At 61.7% G+C, this 22048-nt stretch carries 19 protein-coding genes and 2 tRNA genes; 10 read left to right on the top strand and 11 right to left on the bottom strand.

What is annotated here, in order from left to right:
- Nucleotide 1: 1 nt before the first annotated feature.
- Together JOE65_RS04295 and fliW are read left to right on the top strand one after the other, a co-directional pair.
- Nucleotides 2–886: a flagellin N-terminal helical domain-containing protein gene (locus JOE65_RS04295; RefSeq protein WP_205162073.1), complete on the top strand. Its 885-nt coding sequence runs from the start codon at nt 2–4 to the stop codon at nt 884–886.
- Nucleotides 883–1269, top strand: coding sequence for a flagellar assembly protein FliW (fliW, locus tag JOE65_RS04290; protein WP_205162072.1), 387 nt, complete (start codon nt 883–885; stop codon nt 1267–1269). Before JOE65_RS04295 ends, fliW begins: the two co-directional genes overlap by 4 nt.
- 110 nt (nt 1270–1379) lie before the next feature.
- Here fliW and JOE65_RS04285 read toward each other — a convergent pair whose 3' ends face one another.
- The 5 genes from JOE65_RS04285 to JOE65_RS04265 form a co-directional block, all read right to left on the bottom strand.
- The gene (locus JOE65_RS04285) at nt 1380–2219 is read right to left on the bottom strand and encodes an aldo/keto reductase (protein ID WP_205162071.1); all 840 of its coding nucleotides are present in this window, start codon (nt 2217–2219) and stop codon (nt 1380–1382) included.
- A gap of 84 nt (nt 2220–2303) precedes the next feature.
- Entirely contained in the window at nt 2304–2753 is a 450-nt protein-coding gene (locus JOE65_RS04280; protein WP_205162070.1) for a hypothetical protein, read from the bottom strand.
- A gap of 32 nt (nt 2754–2785) precedes the next feature.
- Nucleotides 2786–3559 carry a hypothetical protein gene (locus JOE65_RS04275; protein WP_239536615.1) on the bottom strand — a complete coding sequence of 258 codons (774 nt, stop codon included), beginning with the start codon at nt 3557–3559 and terminating at the stop codon, nt 2786–2788.
- Entirely contained in the window at nt 3556–3822 is a 267-nt protein-coding gene (locus tag JOE65_RS04270; protein ID WP_205162069.1) for a hypothetical protein, read from the bottom strand. Before JOE65_RS04270 ends, JOE65_RS04275 begins: the two co-directional genes overlap by 4 nt.
- A gap of 42 nt (nt 3823–3864) precedes the next feature.
- Nucleotides 3865–4464: a response regulator transcription factor gene (locus tag JOE65_RS04265; RefSeq protein WP_476693098.1), complete on the bottom strand. Its 600-nt coding sequence runs from the start codon at nt 4462–4464 to the stop codon at nt 3865–3867.
- Here JOE65_RS04265 and JOE65_RS15060 point away from each other — a divergent pair.
- Both JOE65_RS15060 and JOE65_RS04255 read left to right on the top strand, forming a co-directional pair.
- Entirely contained in the window at nt 4435–4962 is a 528-nt protein-coding gene (locus tag JOE65_RS15060) for an ATP-binding cassette domain-containing protein (RefSeq protein WP_476693097.1), read from the top strand. The genes JOE65_RS04265 and JOE65_RS15060 overlap by 30 nt on opposite strands.
- On the top strand, nt 4959–5696 hold the full coding sequence (locus tag JOE65_RS04255; RefSeq protein WP_205162067.1) for an ABC transporter permease: 738 nt from the start codon (nt 4959–4961) through the stop codon (nt 5694–5696). The genes JOE65_RS15060 and JOE65_RS04255 overlap by 4 nt, the downstream gene beginning before the upstream one ends.
- A 16-nt stretch (nt 5697–5712) precedes the next feature.
- Here the strand turns inward: JOE65_RS04255 and JOE65_RS04250 are convergent, their stop codons facing one another.
- The 4 genes from JOE65_RS04250 to JOE65_RS04235 all read right to left on the bottom strand — a co-directional run bounded on the left by JOE65_RS04250 (nt 5713) and on the right by JOE65_RS04235 (nt 10858).
- Nucleotides 5713–8445 (bottom strand): ABC transporter permease, encoded by a 2733-nt coding sequence (locus JOE65_RS04250; protein WP_205162066.1) that lies wholly within the window; start codon nt 8443–8445, stop codon nt 5713–5715.
- Between the two features lie 2 nt (nt 8446–8447).
- Entirely contained in the window at nt 8448–9170 is a 723-nt protein-coding gene (locus tag JOE65_RS04245; protein ID WP_205162065.1) for an ABC transporter ATP-binding protein, read from the bottom strand.
- Nucleotides 9167–9790, bottom strand: coding sequence for a helix-turn-helix transcriptional regulator (locus tag JOE65_RS04240; RefSeq protein WP_205162064.1), 624 nt, complete (start codon nt 9788–9790; stop codon nt 9167–9169). Before JOE65_RS04240 ends, JOE65_RS04245 begins: the two co-directional genes overlap by 4 nt.
- A 96-nt stretch (nt 9791–9886) precedes the next feature.
- Complete coding sequence (locus JOE65_RS04235) at nt 9887–10858, bottom strand: NAD(P)H-quinone oxidoreductase (protein WP_205162063.1); 972 nt, start codon at nt 10856–10858, stop codon at nt 9887–9889.
- A 62-nt stretch (nt 10859–10920) separates the two neighbouring features.
- On the opposite strand from JOE65_RS04235, the gene JOE65_RS04230 reads away from it, so the two are divergent.
- From JOE65_RS04230 to JOE65_RS04220, 3 genes are all read left to right on the top strand, one after another.
- Nucleotides 10921–11008, top strand: a tRNA-Ser gene (locus JOE65_RS04230).
- A 210-nt stretch (nt 11009–11218) separates the two neighbouring features.
- Nucleotides 11219–11698, top strand: coding sequence for a septum formation family protein (locus JOE65_RS04225; RefSeq protein WP_205162062.1), 480 nt, complete (start codon nt 11219–11221; stop codon nt 11696–11698).
- A gap of 256 nt (nt 11699–11954) precedes the next feature.
- Complete coding sequence (locus tag JOE65_RS04220; RefSeq protein WP_205162061.1) at nt 11955–16451, top strand: ExeM/NucH family extracellular endonuclease; 4497 nt, start codon at nt 11955–11957, stop codon at nt 16449–16451.
- An 18-nt stretch (nt 16452–16469) separates the two neighbouring features.
- Here the strand turns inward: JOE65_RS04220 and JOE65_RS04215 are convergent, their stop codons facing one another.
- Nucleotides 16470–18458 (bottom strand): FAD/NAD(P)-binding protein, encoded by a 1989-nt coding sequence (locus JOE65_RS04215; RefSeq protein WP_205162060.1) that lies wholly within the window; start codon nt 18456–18458, stop codon nt 16470–16472.
- Between the two features lie 76 nt (nt 18459–18534).
- Between JOE65_RS04215 and JOE65_RS04210 the strand changes: the two genes are divergently transcribed.
- Complete coding sequence (locus tag JOE65_RS04210; protein WP_205162059.1) at nt 18535–20607, top strand: prolyl oligopeptidase family serine peptidase; 2073 nt, start codon at nt 18535–18537, stop codon at nt 20605–20607.
- A 79-nt stretch (nt 20608–20686) separates the two neighbouring features.
- A tRNA-Ser gene (locus JOE65_RS04205) sits at nt 20687–20774 on the top strand.
- 81 nt (nt 20775–20855) lie between these two features.
- Here the strand turns inward: JOE65_RS04205 and JOE65_RS04200 are convergent.
- Complete coding sequence (locus tag JOE65_RS04200; RefSeq protein WP_205162058.1) at nt 20856–21440, bottom strand: hypothetical protein; 585 nt, start codon at nt 21438–21440, stop codon at nt 20856–20858.
- Between the two features lie 105 nt (nt 21441–21545).
- Between JOE65_RS04200 and JOE65_RS04195 the strand changes: the two genes are divergently transcribed.
- A complete protein-coding gene (locus tag JOE65_RS04195; RefSeq protein ID WP_205162057.1) occupies nt 21546–22031 on the top strand; it encodes a DUF2975 domain-containing protein in 486 nt (161 codons plus the stop codon).
- Nucleotides 22032–22048: the final 17 nt, after the last annotated feature.

Below are 22048 nucleotides of genomic sequence, written 5' to 3'. Positions count from 1 at the left end.
AATGATCAGCAGGGTCACCAGCCAGACCATGACCAGGACAACGCAGCAGAACCTGCAGACTGGTCTCTCCGAGTTGGCACGGCTACGGGAACGAGCGGTGACTGGCAATGCGATCGGTCGTCCCTCAGAGGATCCATCAGGCACCAAGGCCGCGTTGAGTGTCCGTGCGGAACTGCGCGCGAACGAACAGCACAGCCGCAACATCAACAACGGCGATGCCTGGCTGACCACCGTCGACGCCGCCATGTCCACCACCACAGACCTGCTCAATCGGGTCAAGGACCTTGCGCTGCGTGGCGCTAATGACTCGACGCTCTCGCCTGCAGGCCGTGAAGGCCTCGCCGCAGAGCTGGAAAGCCTTGGAGCTGAACTCCTCAAACAGGCCAATACCACTCATCAAGGACGCGCGGTCTTCGCGGGAAACTCAGACACTGGTAAGGCATTCGACGGGTCCTTTGCCTACGCTGGTGTCTCTGGAAGCGGCGTCGAACGCCGCATGACAGCCAATTCCACCGTTCGGGTAGACGCCGACGGCGCCGCGGTGTTCGGCCAGGGGCCAGACTCCGTATTTGCGCTGGTCAACACCATGGTCACCGACCTGCGCGCCGGAACCGGCACGAGCAGCCACCTGGCTGCCATAGATTCCCGGACCGAAGCCGTTCTGGGTCAGCACGCGGCGGTCGGTGCCCGCCATGCCGAACTTCTTCGGGCCAGGGAGGCCAATGTGAGTAAGTCTGTGGAGTTGGAAACGCAGCGTTCCGGTATTGAAGACCTGGACCTCAGCGAAGTGGTGATGGATATGAAGCTCCAGGAAATCGCGTACCAGAATGCACTGGCTGTCAGCGCACGCGTTCTCCAGCCCACCCTGATGGACTTCTTGAGATGAGCATCATGGAACTGACTTTCATCACGCCACCGCCCGGACTGGCGCCACTGACCGCTTTTCAGCTCATTGGTATTTCCGGAGCGCAGGGGCTCTACACGCTGCAGTCCAGCGAAGCCCCCAGTCGACGGCTCTACGTTCTGGACGCCGCCGTGTATGTACCAGATTATGAGCCAGAGATCTCCACCGCCGAGGCATCCGCACTGGAACTTCACGCGTCAGAAGATGCCCTGGTGCTGGTTGTCGCCAATCCAGGTGGCGACGGCACCTCGGTCAACCTGATGGCGCCCATAGTCGTCAACCGCTCAACGGGAGCCTGCAGCCAGGTGATTCTCGAAGGCCAAGACTGGCCGCTCCATGCACAGCTGACGGGCCGATCAGCCTAGGTCTCAGCCGAGCCTTAACCACCGCGAGGTCACCCCGCGTTGCCGAGATCTCCCTTTGTCAGGGGTGACCTCGCGGCTACGGGGTGACCTCGCCGCAGCTAAAAGGAGGGTTACTGGAAGTCAGACTCCGCAGGGTCCGGGCCAATCCGGCCCTCGGCGCCCTTGTCCAGCCCACTGATGGTGGCGACGTCGTCGTCCTGAAGCTTTACGTCCAGCGCCGCGAAGTTCTCTACGATGCGTGACTGAGTGACGGACTTCGGGATGACAACATTGCCCACGGCCAGATGCCAGGCAATGACCACCTGAGCAACGGTGACGCCGTGCTTCTGCGCTATCTGCTGCAGCGCCGGATCCTCAAGGAGTTCCTTGCCCTGGCCCAATGGGGACCATGACTCGTGCAGGATGCCGTGTTCCTTCTCGAAAGCACGCAGGTCAGCCTGATTGAAGTGGGGGTGCGTCTCCACCTGGTTGATAGCCGGAGTAACGCCAGTGGCATCAATCAGCTCAGTGATCGCTTCCTTGGTGAAGTTGGAAACGCCGATGGTCTTCACGCGTCCCTGCTTCTGCAGCTCCACGAGAGCTTTCCACGTATCGACGTATTTGCTCTGCTTGGGCTGTAGCCAGTGAATGAGCAGCAGGTCCAGCTTCTCCAGACCGAGCTTCTGCATGGACTCCTCGAAGGAGCTCAACGTGGCCTCGTAGCCCTGATTGGAGTTCCAGATCTTGGTGGTGATGAACATGTCCTCATGGCCCACGCCCGAGGACGCGATGGCACGGCCAACGCCGGATTCGTTCTGATAAGCCTGCGCAGTATCGATATGACGGTAGCCAGCGGCGAATGCCTTGCCGACGACGTCTTCCGCCACGTTGTCTTCCACCTGCCACACCCCGTAGCCCAGTTGGGGGATGGTGTTTCCGTCATTGAACGTCAGTACCGGTGATTCGGTCATTTTTCGCCTTTCATGGAGGATCTTCATTTGTTGCCAACTGTGCTCCAGGTAAAATAATTTCCTGCTCTGCCAAGGACAAGAAGATCAGAGGCCAAGGACCGCTTCTGCGCGAGCAACGTCCTCGGCGACGATCTCCGCCCGACGTCGGACGTTCTCCAGACCTGCAGAGTTCACACCCCAGCGTTCGGCGTCAAGACGAGACATGGCCGCTGACTCGGCAGTTGCGGCCAACGAGTTTCCTGCCTTGGACAGTGCGCGATGCACGTCGATCAGGGATCCGGGTACGTCTAGGCCGGTGCTCGGAAAGCTCGACTGGCTCTCAACGCAGGCTTTGCGCACTCGCGGCAGCAGGTCCGCGAGTTCATTGGCGACGGTCGCGAGCTCGTTGTACAGGGCGTCGTCCTCCGCGCCCTCAAGAATCTGGTGATACCGATCCAACCCGCGGCGGAATCTGCCATGCACACGGCGCCACACGCCCTTGCCAAGCTCGGCGTCGTCCCTCCGCTCCTGTCGGAGCGCGCTGAAAAGTGCCATGGAGACCTATAGGGCGGCGCGTTGCTGATCGCTCATTCCTTTATGTTCTCACGCTCGGAGAGTTCAGCTGTCTCGGCTCGAAGGAAAAAGGCACCGAGCGCACCGGCTAGCGTGGCGAACACGGCAACCGAATAGAGGGCCAGAATTATTTGCAGGATCTTGGCAAACCCATCGCCAGCGCTCAGTGGGGCGCCAGTGATGGTGGACATCGCCGATTCGAGCAACGCGTCGCCATAACTCTCATAGGAACCGGCCACGTACAACAGTTGGCTGGCCACCAGCATGACGACACCGGTCAGTGCCGCGACCCACCCAATCCGGCTGGTCAGAAGACGTCCGGCCGAACGCGACCCTCGAACGCCCGCCGAGAGGACGCTACCGAATCTGGCAAATCTGGCGACGCGAGCAAACCGCAACGCTTGCAGCGCCCGAAAAAACCGCAGGAACGGAACCAGCAAGAAGATCACCTGCCACCAGTTCCGTTTCCAGAAAGCTGCCTGAAAACGCGCAATGTAGGCCCTCAAAAGGAACTCGGCAACGAAAATGGCCCAGAATATCCATCCGACGACGTTCAAAACCGCGGTCAGGCCCGGCTCCGATGCCAACAGCTGCCCCAGGATGACCAGGAGAAACAGGATACCGAGGATGCCCATGGGCTTGTCGAGTCTCTGAGCCAGCAAGTCCGCGCTCGTCAGCTGACGAACCTTGACCGAACTTGTCACACCGTGGGCGCTGCTGGGGTGGCCGCCAGCGACGCTGCCGCCGTCTCCGGCATTGCTCTCTGCGCTGTTCCCTTGGGGCGTCATTCGCTGGGCCCGTGGTCCTTCTGTTGTTCCTCGAGATCCTGGCCACGGCTGGGCTCGGCGCCACCGCCCGGGGTAGCGCCGCCGACATGCTGTCCCGCATTGAGCTGCCCGGCCGTGTAGTGGTCGCCGGTGAACTCTGCCGGCGTTCCAGCTGGGTCCTCATCCCCGGGCATGCTCTGGGCATCGGAGGTACCGGCGGCGCCGATGTCCTCAAGGAGATGGTCGTCGTCGGGCAGGTCCTTGGAATCTGATGAGTTACTCATGACTCTAGCCAACCAGTCGCAAGGCTATGGCTCAAGGCCGTTTCAAATCCAGCCCTGATCCCACGCGGCCGTCGCAGCATCCTGCCGCGTTCCGGCGTCGAGCTTGGACATGGCTGAGGAGATGTAATTGCGCACCGTCCCCGGCGCCAACCGGAGCGACTTCGCGATCACGGGAATGGTGCCACCCTTACGGCATTCACGCAAAACATCGAGTTCACGAGGCGTCAAGGGGCAACTTTCACTGGCAAGGGCGCTAGCTGCTATATCCGGGTCAACATACCGCCGGCCGGCAGCAACATCTCGAATGACACGGGCCAGTTTGTCCGCCGGAGTCGATTTCGGCACGAAGCCGGACACCCGGTTGGCCAATGCACGCCGGAGCACACCGGGACGCGCATGACGAGTTACCAGAATCACGCGGGTGGCTACCGACCGGAGAACCTGCTCCGCCGCATAGATGCCGTCGGTGGGTGGCATCTCCAGATCCAGGATACAAACCTCCGGTTGGTGTTCGATGGCCAGCGCGACGGCGTCGTCCCCGTTTCCGGCACTCGCCACCACCTCCATGTCTGGTTCCAGGTCAAGCAGCTCTCCGGCGGGCAACGACGCCGGCTGGACCTGATTCTGGCCACGATCAACCAGCCGGAGATCCTCTTTCTCGACGAACCCACGACGGGTTTGGACCCCGAATCCCGCGAGCGCACGTGGGCTGTGGTGCGGGCCATGCACGACGCCGGTACAACAGTTGTCCTGACGACGCATTACTTGGAAGAGGCGGAGACGCTGGCTGACCGCATTGCCATCATGCACGAAGGGAACATTGCCGTTTCCGGTTCGCTGCCTGAGGTACTCGGCGCTGAGCCGGCCAGCATTCGTTTTGTGCTCGATCCGGCTGTCCACGTCGAGGGGCTGACGGCGTCGGGGGTGGATGCGTCCTTCCTGCCGATGCCGACTGAAACCCGGGTCACCATTGCCACCGATCATTTGCAACGAGACCTCAGCCGGGCGTTGACCTGGGCTGAGGCTGGCTCCATCCGGCTCGAACGCTTGTCGGCGTCGGAGGCCTCACTTGCCGAAGTGTTCCGCCGGGTCAGCGCTGGGGGTTCGGGGCACACCAATCAGAAGGAGAACAACTCATGAGTACCATCACCGCGCCCTCGGCGTCGTCGCGCATCACTGCCATCGCTGGGCAGGAGCTGAAGATTATTGTCCGCAACAAGACGGTATTGGCAGGTGCGGTCGTTATGCCGTTCCTTTTTGCCGGTTTCGTCGCCTTCGCGGGGCCAGGCAAGGAAGCTCCTGCGTTCACGCTCGGGCTGACCACGCTGATGGTGGTGATGCTCGCCGTCTATGTCACGGTAGTCACCACGTTCGCTACGCGGCGGCAGGAGTTGTTCCTCAAACGTTTGCGCAGCGGCGAGTCAAGCGACTCCATCATCCTTGCGGGGATGACGGCGCCCGTAGCCGCTCTGACACTGGCGCAGCTGCTGGTTGTGTTCATCGTTGTCTTTGCCACCGGATTCGGTCTTCCCCCGAACCCATGGCCGGTGGTCGTCGGCGTAGTGCTCATCATTGTTTCGTCGACGGCCTTCGGAATTCTGACGAGCATTTACACACCATCAGCCAGCGCGGCGCAGTTCACGACGCTCCCCTATTTTATGCTCGTGATGGGTACCTTCGTATGGCCACTGTTCGCGACGGATCCAGCGCTGCAGACCTTGCAGGCGCTCACCCCCGGCGGTGCGATGTACCAGTTGTTCCAGGCAGGCTGGGGTGGAGAAGTAGGACTGCTGCCCTTCATCTCGCTGATCGGCCTGTGGACCTACCTTCCACTGCACTACGCCATGAAGAACTTCACGTGGGACAAGCGGTAGGTGCCCCAGTTCCTTTTTATTGGAGCAGCGCACGCCTGGCCATCGGAATGCGAGTGCGGGTGAACAGCCACGCGGACGCAGCCCCCACTACCGGGACCAGAATGAGCAGCACCCCGAGTTGCGGCCAGGGCACCACCAGGACGTATTCCCTTGCGGAACCGAACAGCGCGACGGCGGGCAGGAGTCCCGCCGCCAGCCCAAGACCGACCCCGACGACGGCGGTCAATCCTGACTGCCAAGCGGCAATTGCCTTGCGCAGGCGTGGCGCCGCGCCAACACCTGCGAGAGTCATGTGGTCCGCCCTTCCGTCGGCGAGCGCGAGGCCCGCAGTGATGGAGGCGGCGGTCAGGGCCACGAGGCAGGCGATCCCCGCGATGGCCCAGAGGATCTTCTCGGTGGGAGGGCCCGGGTACTGCGTTGTGAACCAGCTGCCGGATTCGAGTTTCACATTGATGGCCTCGACCTCTGCTTTCGTTGGATGTGACGGAAGGTCCATGATCAGGCTGAGTTCCTTGACCGTGAAACCTTGTTCCTCAGCCGTTTGGGGCGAGATCACTCCTCCAACAGATAATCTGGCCGCTGGCTCGGCGGCCACGGCGGGCAGCTCAAGATACGCTTCGTTGCGCACCTCGCCGCCTTCAAACTCATAGGTTCGGGAGCGAATCCTGACGTGACCGTCCTTTATCCACGATTGGTCTAAAACCACCATCTTGCCGTCCTTCAGTGCCTGCAGCACTTCGGGTGTGGGCTCGTGACCCAACATGCTCTTCAGAGCTTCCGCTCCGCCGACGGTGAGCAGTGGGAAGGCTGAACCAACGTTGGTGTCGGGGTCTGTGCAGGACCAGATATCACCGGCGTTTCGTTCGGCTTTGGCCCTGCAGGTGTTTTCTGAGGGCGAAATAAATTCCCGGTGGACACAGCCCTGCGCCGGGCTGCAGGTGTCGTGAACGCCGCTGATGATGGTGGAGGACTCAACCGGGCCGACTACCGATTCCACCGCGGAGATAGTGACCTCGGGGTCGGTTGTTTGCCAAGCTTCGCTGTCGGAGTTGGGGGTCCGGAGTGAGACGGCTCCCTGTTGGTCGTTAAGACTGACGTGCCGCTTTCCCGCCTCTTCCTGGGCGAATGTTGCGGAGCCCACCATGACAATGGAAGCAAGCGCTGTGGCCGCGAGGACGGCTGCAATCGACGGCACAGATCGGCCTCGGTTTCGTGACGCGTCCCGCACGGCCATCCGGGGCGCCAATGGCAGCATTCCGGCGAACCTGCCCATGAGGTCGACGATACGTCCCGTGCACAAGAGCAGGCCCAGCAGAAACAGCAGGGTGCCACCAGCCATGAGGGGAACGAACACCACGCCCTTGGGTCCGTACTGCTCTGGATCGTCCAAACCAAGGATGACCGCTACTCCGGCACCACCCAGCAGCAGCGAAAGCCCTATGAGCACTAGCCCAACCACCGGAATTCTGCTCTGCGGCTTTGAGGTGGTCTGGGCAGACTTCAGTGAGTTGAAGGCGTCTTGTTTCGCCATAGCGAATCCCGGGACGGCTGCTGCGATCACTGACGCCGTGAATCCCAGCAGCGCAAAAATAATCAAGGGCCAGACCAGCAGGTGGAAGCCTGCAAACATCATTGAATGCTGCGACAAGCTCCAGTACACGACGGCGGCCGCAACCCCGGTTCCTACAACCACCCCAGCTATGGCACCGAGGGCACCCAGGACCACACCCGAGGCCGTCACGACAGACCGTACCGTCGATTTCTCCCCTCCGGCCGCGGCCAGCAGTGCTAGCATCCGACGCTGGTTCTTGGCACCGACGGCAAATGCAGCCCCGGCAAGGAGCCCCACCTCGGCAAGGACCAGAATCCCGACCATGCTGACGCCGAGAATGAAGGTGATCATCTGACGCTCCCCGTATTCATCGGGACCAAGCAGCTCCGGGGCCGGGGGTGGGTCGAGGAGGACCGCTCTGGACAGGGCCGCTACGCCCTGAGCGTTTAGCTCCTGAATCTGCGGCCACGTCAAGGGTTCATCTCCGAAGAGATACAGACGCTTCAGTTCGTATTCGGCCTCGGTGACGACGGGATGGTTTGCCGACGACACATAAATGGTGTCAGCCATATTCTTTGTGGCACCTTCCCAGATGATCCCCGCGACTCGATAGTCGCCAGCCTCCAGGGTGAGCCTGTCGCCAACATCAATACCAAGGCGACCCTGCAGCGAAGGGCTGACGTAGATCCCGTCTGCCCCTGGAGTCTTTGTGCCCTCGATGAGAGAAAACCTTGATTCGAAGCCAGGATTGAACAGGTCGCTGCCGACCACCGATGCCCGAGTTTCCGGGCGCTGCATGGGTATGAGGATCTGTGTGTTACTTTCCTCAACGGTGGTGTAGCCGGGAGGGACTACGGCTGCGGGAGACTTGGCAACAAAGTGTGGATCAGGGTCTCCCGGCGTACTGATCGGGCTCGTCATAGTGGGGTATTGAATCAACCCGCTGCCGTCTGTGTTTAGAGGTGTCAGGTACGCCTGTGCAGTCCCCAGCTCCGCATCGATGCGTTCCTGCACCGTGGCCTGAGTACTCGCGAGCAGCAGGACGATCACGGTCATCGCGGCAACGGGCAGGGCAATCAGGGACAGGATCAGCGCGCTGCGCCCCCGATGTTTACGGGCATCGCGGCCAGCGAGCCGCAAGGCCAGGCGAAAGGACTGTCGTCGTGAGCCGCGGTGGGCCGTGACGTCGACCGGCACGCTTACAGTCCGCTTTGTGCGAGGAGAACTGACGGATCCTGCGAAGCCCGGGCCTCGTCCGCGAACCGGCCATCCCGGATGTAGACCACCCGGTCTGCCCACGCCGCGTGACGGGCCTCGTGCGTTACCAGCATCACCGCGGAACCGGCGTCGGCCCGGTGGCGCAAAACGCTCATGACGTCGTCCCCCGTTGCTGAATCCAGGGCCCCCGTTGGTTCGTCGGCGAGGATCAGGTGCCGGTCCCCCACAATCGCCCGCGCAATGGCCACGCGCTGCTGCTGACCGCCGGACATCTCGTCCATGAACCGATCGGCGAGCGCCTCGATTCCCACAATGCGCAGTGCTTCCTTCGCCTGCCGCTGCGCTTTCCGCAGGGGAACGCCGTCGAGCTCACGCGGCAGAGAAACGTTCTCCGCAGCGGTCAATGTTGGCACCAGGTTGAAGTCCTGGAACACGTAACCAATGGCCCGACGCCGGAGCCTGGCCAGCTCGTTCAGCCTCAGCGTGCTCAGGGGCGTGCCTTCAACGAAGATTTCGCCCGACGTCGGCGTATCCAGCCCACCGGCAAGCGCCAGGAGGGACGACTTTCCAGAACCGGAGGGCCCCATGACGGCAACGAACTCGCCCGCCTCGATGGTGAGGTTGACGTTGCGGAGGGCAGCAATCGACGTCGCTCCTTCCCCATAGGTGCGGTTCACTCCTGCCAGCTGAAGTACCTGACTCATTTTCCTCCCCCGATGGTGTGCGACGTCGGGTGCTGCTGAACGTTGTCGGCGTGTTCGGCGCTGAGTGCTGTGCTACCAGAACGCGCCTCACGGGTGATGCTGAGCTGGAGCATCCGTGATTCGCAGTGGTCGAGCCAGCGGATCTCGGCTTCTGTGCTGAAGATGAGCGAGTCAAGTACCAGCAGCCAGGCAGTGTCCTCCGGGCGGTTGTGCGTTGACGTGTCGCGTTTGGCTTTCGTGTAGTCCTGCAGCGAACGCATCGACGAGACCCGCTGCGCCTGAATAACGCCACCTACGTCCACACTCGGCAGGGTGACCGCGAGCGCCAGTTTGATGGCGAGTTCGTTGCGGGGCGGGTTTGCCATAGCAACAGGGTGGGAGAACCAGTTTCCGACTTCCTCGCCGCCGGTGTCCGTGAGCCGGTACATGACGTGTCCTTCGCCGTCGTCGCCGTCGCGGATGACCATCGAGTCGCGTTCAAGCCGGTCCAGGGTGGTGTAAACCTGCCCGATGTTCAGTGGCCACGTGGAGCCAGTCCGCTGCTCGAACTCGGCGCGTAGCTGATAGCCATACCGCGGCTGCTCCTGTAGAAGCGCCAACAGGCTGTGACGAATGGACACGAATCCCCCTATATACTGAGTATTTGTTAGAGAAAGTATTGCATACCGAGTATGTGTTTGGGGGGTGCGGGCGCGCACTGTTCGCGGCGCGTGTCGCTAGCGCAGTGTCAGCAACACTTTGCCGGTGTGCTCGCCCGAGTCGAAGTACTCGTGCGCTGCCGCTGCGTCTGCGAGTGCAAACACCCGGTCCACCTGGGTTTTCACCTCGCCGGATTCAATCAATGGCCAGACAGTCTTCCCGACGGCGGCCATAATCGCGGACTTCTCCTCCACAGGACGGGAACGCAGCGTGGTGCCCATCACCGCAGCCCTCTTGCCCATGAGTGCGCCCAGGTTCAGCTCGGCCTTCGCACCGCCCTGCAGACCGATAATCACCAGCCGCCCATTGGTCGCGAGCGCCGTGACGTTCCGTTCCAGGTACTTGGCGCCAACGACGTCGAGAATCACGTCTGGCCCACGACCATCGGTCAGGTCGCGTACACTCTCTACGAAATCCTCATCGCGATAGTTGATCCCCTCGGCACCGAGGGAACGCACCAGCTGAACCTTCGACGCCGAACCCGCCGTCGCCACGACGCGCACACCCAGCGCGCGAGCCAACTGAATCGCCATCGTCCCGATTCCACCAGCACCCCCGTGAATCAGCACCGTCTCCCCCTCGAGGAGCCGGGCCGCCATGAACAGATTCGAATACACGGTCGCCGCAACTTCGGGCAGCGATGCCGCATCTATCAGAGACACGCCGTCGGGCACTGGAAGAACCTGCCCTGCTGGCACCGCCACGCGCTCCGCGTAACCACCGCCTGAGAGCAGCGCCACCACTTCATCGCCCACCGCGAAGGTGGAATTCCCTGGATCCGCAATGCGGCCAGACACCTCAAGGCCCAGATACTCCGATGCGCCGGGAGGCGGTGGATACACACCCCGCCGCTGCTGCACATCCGCCCGATTCAGCCCGGCCGCCGCTACATCAATGAGTACCTCGCCCTCCGCAGGTACAGGCTCCGCAACGTCACGGACCTCCAGAACCTCAGGACCGCCATCGTCCGTGATCACTACCGCTCTCATGATTCCCTCCAGGCACGCATAGATTTGTGAGCAACTGATTCTCCGTGACAAACTATCAGGGAGGAAGGTTGTCCGAGCGGCCGATGGAGCTGGTCTTGAAAACCAGTGTGCGGTAACCCCGTACCAAGAGTTCGAATCTCTTACCTTCCGCGTAAACAGTGTGCTCCGGATTTCGGTCCGGAGCACACTGCTTTAATCGACCGGCCCCGGTCCCCGCGGCCGAACCCCCAACGCGTCCGCACTTATTGTTGGAATGCCGCCCATTTCCGCCCCATTCCAACAATTTCTGCGGACGTGTCGGAAGGGGACGCGTTGGGCGAGGAGCCTGCTTCGGTAAGCTAGCTGGATGCTAGGGGAATCATGACTACGTGGGCGCGTGCTGCAGGGCTCGGTTCGCTGCTGACCGTCAGCCTACTCTTGGGCGGCTGCGGACTGCTGAACTCCGGTCCCGAGCGGAACGAAGACGGCAGTGTCGCCGAGACAGTGGATGCCTCAGTCCCGGAACTGCGCGACGGCGACTGCTTCACGGACGACGGCGGCACGGAAGTCACGCTCATGCCCTGCGAGAAACCACACGAATTTGAAGTCTTTGCCAGCACGAAGATGCTCGACGGCGAATACCCCGGTGTTGAGAAGGCAGAGACCCAAGCGGACGCATTCTGCCGGCCAGCCTTCGAGAAGTTCGTGGGAATTTCTTACAGTGACTCCGAGCTGCCGCTACAGTTCTTTTATCCACAGGCCGCCGACTGGTCCGAAGCAGATAACCGGACAGTTCTTTGCCTCGTGACAGTGCCGGGTAACAAGCCCTCCACCGGAACCTTCAAAAGCGCCGACCGATAGCACATTAGACTCCCGAAGCGTTGCAGAGTCAAGGTTTCGGGCTCATTCCCGCGCTCATTTAGGCAAAATAATTTGGGGCGCCGGTCCAGCTATTTACCTGTGGTAACCCTGATGTTTACCCATGCCTGCTTGGCTCGCATGGAACCAAAATGTCAGTGACGGGACATACCGTTCGTTCAACCGCCACAGCAGGGACGTCCACTCGGCGTCGCGCATCACTCGCGGCCGGATACGGCCAGGTCAAGGAGAAACGGAAATGACGCACCAGTCATGGAGAAGCGGGGTGGGGGCCGCTTTGGGAGCGGCGCTGATCGCCACACCGCTCGCAGCACTACCAGCACAGGCGGACCAGGCAGCCGTGGGCTCCGCCGTTGTCATCAATGAGGCCTACGTCAACGGCGGAAGCGCCAATGCCCCCTTCAATACCAAATTCGTGGAACTTTTCAATACCTCAGACGCTGCCGTGTCTTTGGATGGATGGTCGCTGCAGTACCGTTCTGCCACGGGAGTCGACGCGCCTTCTGGCGTTGCCGAGTTGTCCGGCAGCATCCCGGCCAACGGCTATTTCCTGGTTTCCGGCAGCAGCAATGGTGAGACCGGCGCAGCACTTCCGGAAGCCGACGTCGTCGGAAACCTGAACACCAGCGGAACCCAAGGGGCACTGGTTCTCTCCGATGGAAGCCAGGCACTCTCACAGCTGCCCACCGGCTCGGTCACCGACGCCGCGAATGTCACGGATCTGTTGGGTTACGGATCCTCCAACACGTTCGAAACCGCTCCTGCTGAGGGCCCCGGCGGAACCACGAACCCGCTGTCGATGAACCGCGACGCCGGTGCAGACACCAATGACAATTCCGCCGATTTCACACTCAGCGAATCCGTCACTCCCACCAATGCCGCAGGCGAAACGGCCGACGACGGGACTGGGGAACCAACACCGACGCCAACGCCCACGCCCACGCCAACAGATCCTCCTGTGCCGTCTGACCCCGTCAGTATCGCAACCATCCAGGGAACAGAGGATGCCTCACCGCTGGCTGGCAAGGCGGTCACGACCACCGGTGTCGTCACCGCATCCTATGCCACGGGCGGACTCGATGGTTACTACATCCAAACACCCGGAACCGGTGGTGAACCGGAGTCACACGAGGCTTCCAACGCCGTCTTTGTCTACTCGCCGACCACTGTGGGCAGCGTCTCGATCGGAGACCACGTCCAGGTCACGGGTATCGCCGGTGAATTCTATGATCAGACGCAGATCACGGTGCAGGCCGAGGGTCTGAAAGTCCTGGAGGAACCCGCCGTGGCCGTGAAAGCTCTGACCGTTGGCTGGCCGAGTACGGACCAGATTCGTGAGACGTTCGAGGGAATGCTCTGGGCACCAACCGGCGACTTCACGGTTAGCGACAACTACTCACTGAACCAGTATGGCGAACTCACCCTGGCTGCCGGAACGAAGCCACTGCGCCAGCCCACCGACGTCGCCGCTCCCGGCACGCCAGAGAACGAGGCCGTGGCTACCAGCAACAAAGCCCGCCAGGTAGGGCTCGACGACGGCGCCAGCACAGACTTCTTGAAGGCCGAGAACCAGGACCAGCCGCTGCCGTACCTGACCAAGGACGAACATGTCCGGGTCAACGGCGCCGTCACCTTCACCACGGATGTGGTCCTCAGCTTCAGCCACGGGGACTGGAAGTTTCAGCCGCTGAACCACCTCTCCGCGGACAACGCCGCAACCGTTCAGCCCGCAGCCTTCGAAGCGCAGCGTCCCGCTGCACCGGAATCTGTGGGCGGTGAACTGCAGATCGCGTCGTTCAACGTGCTGAACTACTTCACCACCACCGGTGACCAGCTCAGCGGCTGCTCGTACTACACGGACCGCGACGGGAACCCGATTTCAGTTCGGAGCGGATGCCTTGCCCGAGGTGCCGCCAACGCGGAAAATCTCCAACGACAGCAGGACAAGATCGTCGCAGCCATCAACTCATTGGGCGCAGACGTTGTCTCACTCGAAGAAATTGAGAACTCGGCCAAGTTTGGCAAGGACCGCGACGCAGCACTGGCCGCCCTTACCGAAGCACTCAACGCTGACGCTCCGGGCACATGGGACTACGTCCGCTCACCTGAGGACCTTCCGGCCCTGGCGAACGAAGACGTCATCCGCACCGCATTCATTTACCGGACAGCCGATGTTGAGCTGGTGGGCGAATCCGTAATCCTCGATGACAACACGGCATTCTCAAATGCGCGGAAGCCGCATGCACAGACGTTCAAAGCCGTGGGCGCTCCGGATGCCGAAGCGTTCATCGCGATCGTCAACCACTTCAAGTCCAAGGGCTCCGCACCGGACAGCGGCCCGAACACCGATCAGGGCGACGGGCAGGGTGCATGGAACGCAGCCCGCACAGCTCAGGCCGAGGCTCTCGTAGCCTTCGCGGACCAGCTGAAGGCTGATGCCGGAACAGAAAAAGTGTTCCTGACCGGTGACTTCAACTCGTACTCCGCCGAGGACCCGATCAAGGCCCTCGAAGCAGCGGGCTACATCAACCAGGGAGCCAAGTCAGGAAAGCATTCCTACGTATTCTCCGGCCAGGTGGGCTCACTTGACCACATCTTCGCTTCGGCCGCAGCTGATTCGGGCGTGACCGACACCGATGTCTGGAACATCAACTCGGTGGAGTCCGTGGCACTGGAATACAGCCGCTTCAATGTCAACGCGGTGAACTTCTACGAACCGGACGTCTTCCGTGCCAGCGACCACGACCCCGTGCTTGTTGGATTCAACTCCTCCACCACGGGGGCGGACACCACCAAACTCAACCTCCTGAACATCAACGACTTCCACGGAAGGATTGACTCGAACACGGTGAACTTCGCCGGGACCGTAGAGATGCTCAAGGATGATGCCCCCGACGGACAATCGCTGTTCCTCTCGGCGGGAGACAACATCGGGGCGTCACTGTTCGCCTCATCAGTCCAGCAGGACAAACCAACCATCGACGTACTGAACGCTCTTGACCTTCGGGCCTCGGCAGTGGGCAACCACGAGTTCGACGGCGGCTGGGCAGACCTGCGCGACCGCGTTCAGCCCAGTTCTGACTTCTCCTACCTGGGCGCAAACGTTTACGCGAAGGGAACCACGGACCCGGTACTGCCGGAATATGAGTTGCTGGATATCGCCGGAGTCGACGTCGCTGTCATCGGCGTCGTCACCGAGCAAACTCCCACGCTGGTGACCCCAGGTGGCATTGCCAATCTGGAGTTCGGCAACCCCGTTGAAGCAGTGAACCGGGTTGCTCAGGAACTGGACACCGCCGGCACCGCCGACGTCATCATCGCCGAATACCACGAAGGAGCCTCCGGCGTAGCTGACGCCACCACTATCGAGGACAAGGTGGCCGAGGGCGGAGCATTCGCCGAGATCGTCAACAACACCACGCCACTGGTCGATGCCATCTACACCGGGCACACGCACCAACGCTACGCCTGGGACGCCCCAGTCCCCGGTGTAGATGGTGAGACGCGCCCCATAGTGCAAACCGGATCCTACGGTGAGCACATCGGACAGATCACCCTCGAATACAACGAGTCCACCGACGAAGTTGAGTCCTACACTGCCCGCAACGTTGCCCGCACCACTGCGGACCCCGCAACTTTGGTGCAGCAGTACCCGGCCGTCGCCGAAGTCAAAACCATTGTGGATGCGGCTCTGGCCAAGGCTGCCGAAGTGGGCAACCAGAAGGTTGGTTCCGTCACGGCGGACATCACCACCGCGTTCGTCAACGGTGAGCGCGATGACCGCACCTCCGAGTCCACGCTGGGTAACGTCGTCGCGGATTCCCTGTTGTCATCGCTGGGATCAGCCGAACGCGGCGGCGCAGAGATCGGCGTCGTCAACCCCGGTGGTCTGCGCAACGAGTTGTACTACGGCGAAGACGGGATCATCACCTACGCCGAAGCCAACGCGGTACTGCCGTTTCTGAATAACCTGTGGACCACCACGCTCACGGGTGCGCAGATCGAAACCATGCTCGAACAGCAATGGCAGCCTGAGGGAAGTTCGCGTGCGTTCCTGGCGCTCGGACTCTCCGATAACGTCACATACTCCTACAACCCGGAGCTACCCAGGGGAGAACGAGTCCAGTCCGTGATCATCAACGGTGAGCCGCTTGAAATGAACCGCGGCTACCGGGTGGGGACGTTCAGCTTCCTGGCGCAGGGCGGCGATAATTTCTCCGTCTTCGCCGAAGGAACTGATACCCGCGATTCAGGGCTGGTGGACCGGGACGCCTGGATTTCTTACATCCAGTCCAACAGCCCGCTCTCCCCTGATTTCGCCCGTCAAGGTGTTGTGGTCAAGGGCGCGCCGTCAACGGTGACCGCAGGCCAAGAGGTGACGTTCGATGTCGCCAACCTGAACCTGACTTCGCTCGGCAGCCCGGCGAACACCGAGCTGGCCGTCAGCTTTGTCAATGACGCTGGTACGGCAACGTCCTTGGGCGCAGTTCCTGTCACCGAGGGCGATGCCACCGTTGCGGTCACGGTTCCGGGTAACGCCAGCGGCAGTGGTGCGATCGTGCTCGTTGCCGAGCCGACCGACACCACGGTCACGCTGCCGGTCACGGTTGAGCCCGGCAACGTCGTGGAATGTGTGAAACCGCTGCGGCCAACCGCCTGGTGGGACTTCTGGGGTTGGGTCGGCTACGCCATAGGTATGGTGCAGTACAAGATCTGTCTCAGCCAGCAGCGGTAGCCACCGCCGTCCGCGAGGTCACCCTTTCGCCGCTAGATCACCCCTGTGAGGGGTGACCTGGCCGGCAAGGGGTGACCTCGCGGGGTTAAGACCGAGGATAGCGGCGGCAATGTCATCGGCGTCTCGCAGTGTCCGCGATCCGGCATGAGCGGGAGCGCCCGCTTCAGCCGCGATAGCTGTTCCCCACTGAGCGGAGGAGAGCTGCAGGCCGATCACATACAGGTGTCGGGCTGGTTCACCGGTGCCTTTGATGGGCCGGTACGGCGGCGGCGTCACATCCAGACCGGCAGTGACAACGGGGACGCCGTCGACGTCGGACATCATGATCCGCGGGCGCACCAACCCGTCTTCCTGCAGGCGCCTCAAGAGCTCGGAAATGTTCTGCTCCACCCGGTTGGCTGGCATCATCGCGTCCACAACGTAGCGTGCGGAATGCTGGCTGCCTGCAACCCAGGGAGACTCCGCAACGAACTGCTCATCGTCCAGATCCACCTCGAACCGTGGAGCCGGACCGACAAACTGAACGACGCCGGCACGCACCAGCGCGGCAAGCTGTTCAATCCGCAGAGCCGGCGGTCCACTCGCGACCCCCTCGACGAGAGGCTCAAACCAGCCGCACAGCTCAGCGAGCCACGACGCTTCAGCCAGACCGCCGTCCGCCACGGTCGACTTGATGACGGATCTGCCGGCGTTCATGGCGCCAATGGCCATCTTCAAAGGATCGTCCTCGCCGGCGGCTGAACCAGCGGCGTCATCTTCCAGATACTTGAGGACGGCTTGGTTGAACTCATCCGGAGACGTAAAGTTTCTGCCTTTGAACGGGTACGCCAGCGCTTCCAGATCCAGGTGGTCATCGCTCGGGACAAACTCAGTCAGCACGTCTTCTACCCGCCGCTGCCAGCTGACTTCGACGACGTCGAGCGCAGTTTCCAACGACGACAGAAAACCCGCAGGAAGTTCACGAACTCGGGCCAGCGTGCTGTAGTAGGCCCATAGCGCGTCCCGGTGCAGCAGCGGCCAGATGTCGCGATCAAACCCGGGATGGATGCCGCTGGCCAAGAACTGACCAGCCCGCTCAAAGGTGCAATAGCGCAGGGTGACGCTGTGCGGAATGTAAGTGCTGAGATCAGATTTGGCCCGATACGGTGTCCCACGCCTCGATGCCGCAATCACCACCGGTTCGTTCCCCGACGGCTCGTACGTCAATGCCCGCCCCGCGGGTTGGCCGGAAGCCACGAATCGACCACCGCGTCCCTCGGTCAGTTGGATCATGATGTCGAAAAAGTTCAGTCCAAGGCCGCGCACCAACACGTTCTTGCGGGCGGGCAAGCGCCTCCAGTCGACGTCGGCTGGCACGTTCGGCGGCCAGTACTGTAATCCGGCGCGGGCGGCGCCGTCGCCTAATTTTTCCTGTTCCGGGTTGAGCCGGGAGGGCAAGTGACCCAGGGCCAAGACGACGTCGTCCACATCCAGGACGCCTTCATTGGAGAGGTGCACACGGTAACCAGGTCCAATAGGTTCCACGTGGCGGGCTTCCGTTTCGTGGTACTCCACCGAAAAACCAACACCGCACCGTTCTATCAGACGGTGGTAAACCCACTCCAGGTAGCGGCCGTAGATGGCCCTGCTGGGAAACGCGCTGGAGCTGAGGGACGCGAGCTCTCCGTGGTCGCCGTCGGACAGGTTTCCCTCGGGTTCGCGGAGCATCAGCTTCCGCCAGTCATCAAAGGACACTGTGATGGGGCCAGGCGTTAGATGGCTCGCCGTCCGCCCCACGGGGACGACGGTGGGAAACAGTGCCGGTGTGTTCATGAGGAAAAAGCGCGACTGTTCAGGGCGCCACACATGGCCGGCTCCGGGCTTGTACGGGTCGATGATGTGGATGGTCAGTGACGGTCTTTCGGCGTCAGGGAGGCCTTCCCAGAGTGTCATCAGACGTTCCAGGACGGAGGTGCCACGCGGCCCCGCACCCACTAGTGCCACCCGCAAATTTCGCCTCCGATCCATGGTTCCAGCGTATAGGCTCACCGACTCACCACCGTTCCGCGTGAAATCCATCACTCTCATTGCCTAGGATAACTACATGGAAAACGACGAGTTTCAGTGGCTAGAAGACATCTACGGCGAGCGGCAGCTGGATTGGGTGCGGCAGGAGAACACCATCACCGAGGACATGCTCCTCTCCCCCACATTCGATCAGCATGAGGCTCGCATCCTTGAGGTGCTGGACTCAACGGACCGGATCCCCATGGCCGCCAAGCGCGGCAGCCACTATTACAACTTCTGGCGCGACGCCGAGCATCCCCGTGGAGTATGGCGACGGACCACGTGGGACAGTTATCGCGCTGAGGATCCGCAGTGGGAGGTCCTGCTCGATATCGACGAACTTGCCCGCGTCGAGGGCACAGAATGGGTCTGGGCTGGCGCGGCTTTCCTCCGCCCGACCGACGGCGAACCCCACCGGCACGCCCTGATCAGTCTGTCTCCGGACGGCGGTGACGCAAACCGCTGTCGAGAGTACGACGTCGTTGAACGTCGGTTCGTTGAGGGCGGCTTCGACATTCCGAGCGCGAAGAACCGGATCAGTTGGGCCGGACCGGACACGTTATACGTGGGCACTGATTTTGGTGAGGGATCCATGACGTCCTCTTCCTACCCGCGGTTCTCCCGAATTCTTCGTCGGGGCCAGCAGCTCAAGGACGCCGAGCCGTTCTTCGAGATTTCTGAGGACCACATGATGGCTGTTGCCGCCCGCGATCTGACACCGGGTTTTGAGCGGGATCTTGCCGTGGACATCATTGACTTCTACAACCGGATCACGTTCCTGCGCATCGCCGGCCAGTGGCAGCCGATCGAGGTACCCACGCATGTCACTGTTGAGCTGCACCGCCAGTGGGCAACGTTCCGCCCGCAACAACCGTGGGAACACGAGGGCGCAACGTACTTGCCAGGATCCCTGCTCGTCGCCGACATTGACGCGTTCATGGCCGGTGAGCGCGCACTGCGAACAATTTTCGAGCCGGATGATCACACCTCCCTGCAGTCGTGGAGCTGGACCCGCGACTACCTCCTGCTGAACCTGCTGCGCGACGTCGCCTCTGAGATCCGGGTTCTCAACCCGGCGGAGAACTGGAGCACCGCCGAGCTCGATGCCTGCCCACCGCTGCACTCGGTGGACGCTTACGCGGTGGATGATGAGGATAGCGAGTCAGGAAATGACTATTGGCTTATCGCCACCGGGTTCCTCACGCCCTCGACCCTCAGCCGCGGCACCATCGGTGGCTCGCCCGCCCAGGTCAAGGCGTCGCCGTCGTACTTTGACGAAAGCAGCTATGAGGTCAGCCAACATTTCGCGACGTCCGCGGATGGAACGAAGGTTCCGTATTTCCAGGTGGCGCCGAAGGCAATGAAGTACGACGGCGGCAACCCCACACTTCTCTCCGGTTACGGCGGGTTCCAACAGGCGCTGACGCCGACGTACAGCGGGGTCATTGGCCGGGGATGGCTGGAGCGGTCCTTCACGGACGACGACGGCGAAACCCGCCACGGCGTCTTTGTACTGGCGAACATCCGTGGCGGCGGCGAATACGGCCCGTCCTGGCACCGCGCGGCCCTGCATGAGAAGCGCCACCGGGCCTACGAGGACTTCGCCGCGATCGCGATGGATCTGGTGGAACGCGGAGTGACTCAGCGGGACCGGCTCGGCTGCACCGGGCGATCCAACGGCGGGCTGCTGACCGGCAACATGATCACCACGTATCCTCACCTTTTCGGCGCAGTGTCCTGCGGTGTCCCGCTGCTGGACATGCAACGGTATTCAAAGCTCTCCGCAGGGTATTCGTGGATTGCCGAATACGGGGACCCGGACAAACCGGAGGAGTGGGACTACGTGCAGACGTTCAGCCCTTACCACCTGCTCAAAGAAGGGAAGGACTATCCTGCATCGTTGATCTGGACGGCAACCAGTGATGACCGGGTGGGCCCGGTTCAGGCGCGCAAAATGGCCGCCAGAATGAAGCGGTTCGGCGTCGACAACGTGTGGTTTCACGAGGCACTCGAGGGCGGTCATGCGGGCGCATCGGACAACCGCCAGGCGGCACGCATGCACGCGATGTCCCATGAATTCCTGTGGAAATTCTTGACGCCGACCACATAAGCAGCGCGTTTTGATCTTCGGCGGTCTCCTCGGATAGTCTTGAGCAGCTAGTTACCGGAAGATCGGTACCAGCAAGCTAGGAGACGTGCCAGAGCGGCCGAATGGGCTTCACTGCTAATGAAGTGTGGGTCACAAGCCTACCGGGGGTTCAAATCCCCCCGTCTCCGCGCGAAGAAGAGCCCCGCTGACCTATCGGTCGGCGGGGCTCTTTCGTGTCTACGGCTGCCTTCGGCCGGCTACGGTTGGGGCTAGTGGTCGCGACGGTCCTCGACGACGGCACGCGCAATAGTGTCTGCGGTGGTCTCTGAGAGCGCAAACTGCTGGCTAAGAATCTGGGCTGCAGACTGGACATCACTGTCTCGTACGGCCGCATCGAGCTGGTCACGGACCTGGCTGGGCAACGTGTCCATGTCCAGGATAGCGGCGTCGTCTTCGTCAGCGGGCTCCATCTCGGCAGCTTGGACCTCCACGGGCTCGGACGGGGTTTCCGTAACGGACGACGTCGCAGCCAGACCAGGCTGGCGCGGCCCCTGGAATTCCTGGGGGAATCGTTCCAGGGCAGCGACCGCTCGCACACCCTCGATGGGTCCGGCTTTCTTTGCCTGCCGGTAGCGGGCGACGGCTTGAACCTGGTTTCCCTGCGCAAGGCTGGCATAGATACCGCGGTGGGCGGCTTCATCCAGGCCCGTTGCCGCTTGGTGCGCGGTTTCCACAGTGATGTTTTCTCCGGCAGCCATCAGCTTCCGCCTCATCCGGATCCCAAAAAGGATCAGCATCACCGCAAGAAGCGCAGCAACTGAAATACCGACAAATATACCAATCAGAGTGTCCACAGTCCCAGTCTAATTCGTCTGCGGTTTGCAGAGTAGCGGACTCTAGAATTGCCACCCATTACATGATGTACTCGTCAAGATCACGCTGGTCAGCCGTAGGAGGCGATGATGCACCGAAGAACCTCGTTAGCGCTTCGTGCAGCAATTCTCGTTCTGTTGCTGCTCTCCCTGTATGTACAGGTGTGGGTTGTCCCCGCCACCGTGGACAACACGGTGGCCACGTTCCCCGAGTTTGAACCCTTGGCCGTTCCCTCGATCATCTGGAGCGTTGTCTCCATCCTCTGTCTGCAGGCCGTGCTCGTCGCGGGGTGGCGACTCGTTGCCCTGTCCAGCCACACCCGGATGATTGATGCGGACGCTTTCACGTGGCTGCGCTGGGCAGCCGGTTTCCTCATCGCGTTCACGGCGCTCGCCGCCTTCGCCTTTGTTGCGCTGAGCATCCTGACCTACACGGCCCCGAGCGTCATCTTGGCATTGATCGGCGGCGAGCTCATCACTGCGCTCACTGCAGCATGTCTCTTGGGCTTCATGGCCTATAACAAGCCGATTCCAGCAACGCCAGCAATGCAAGCGCCGTTGAGTCTAGGCTGAAGTTCCCTACAACACGT

Origin of the sequence: Arthrobacter roseus, assembly GCF_016907875.1 — a bacterium.
Classification (GTDB): Bacteria; Actinomycetota; Actinomycetes; order Actinomycetales; family Micrococcaceae; genus Arthrobacter_J; species Arthrobacter_J roseus.
This window is presented reverse-complemented; position numbering and strand designations above follow the sequence as displayed.

Bases quoted from the DNA above. Each gene is read 5' to 3' on its own strand.
- JOE65_RS04295 (WP_205162073.1), top strand. From the start codon at position 2: ATGATCAGCAGGGTCACCAGCCAGACCATGACCAGGACAACGCAGCAG.
- fliW (WP_205162072.1), top strand. From the start codon at position 883: ATGAGCATCATGGAACTGACTTTCATCACGCCACCGCCCGGACTGGCG.
- JOE65_RS04285 (WP_205162071.1), bottom strand. From the start codon at position 2,219: ATGACCGAATCACCGGTACTGACGTTCAATGACGGAAACACCATCCCC.
- JOE65_RS04280 (WP_205162070.1), bottom strand. From the start codon at position 2,753: ATGGCACTTTTCAGCGCGCTCCGACAGGAGCGGAGGGACGACGCCGAG.
- JOE65_RS04275 (WP_239536615.1), bottom strand. From the start codon at position 3,559: ATGACGCCCCAAGGGAACAGCGCAGAGAGCAATGCCGGAGACGGCGGC.
- JOE65_RS04270 (WP_205162069.1), bottom strand. From the start codon at position 3,822: ATGAGTAACTCATCAGATTCCAAGGACCTGCCCGACGACGACCATCTC.
- JOE65_RS04255 (WP_205162067.1), top strand. From the start codon at position 4,959: ATGAGTACCATCACCGCGCCCTCGGCGTCGTCGCGCATCACTGCCATC.
- JOE65_RS04245 (WP_205162065.1), bottom strand. From the start codon at position 9,170: ATGAGTCAGGTACTTCAGCTGGCAGGAGTGAACCGCACCTATGGGGAA.
- JOE65_RS04235 (WP_205162063.1), bottom strand. From the start codon at position 10,858: ATGAGAGCGGTAGTGATCACGGACGATGGCGGTCCTGAGGTTCTGGAG.
- JOE65_RS04225 (WP_205162062.1), top strand. From the start codon at position 11,219: ATGACTACGTGGGCGCGTGCTGCAGGGCTCGGTTCGCTGCTGACCGTC.
- JOE65_RS04220 (WP_205162061.1), top strand. From the start codon at position 11,955: ATGACGCACCAGTCATGGAGAAGCGGGGTGGGGGCCGCTTTGGGAGCG.
- JOE65_RS04215 (WP_205162060.1), bottom strand. From the start codon at position 18,458: ATGGATCGGAGGCGAAATTTGCGGGTGGCACTAGTGGGTGCGGGGCCG.
- JOE65_RS04210 (WP_205162059.1), top strand. From the start codon at position 18,535: ATGGAAAACGACGAGTTTCAGTGGCTAGAAGACATCTACGGCGAGCGG.
- JOE65_RS04195 (WP_205162057.1), top strand. From the start codon at position 21,546: ATGATGCACCGAAGAACCTCGTTAGCGCTTCGTGCAGCAATTCTCGTT.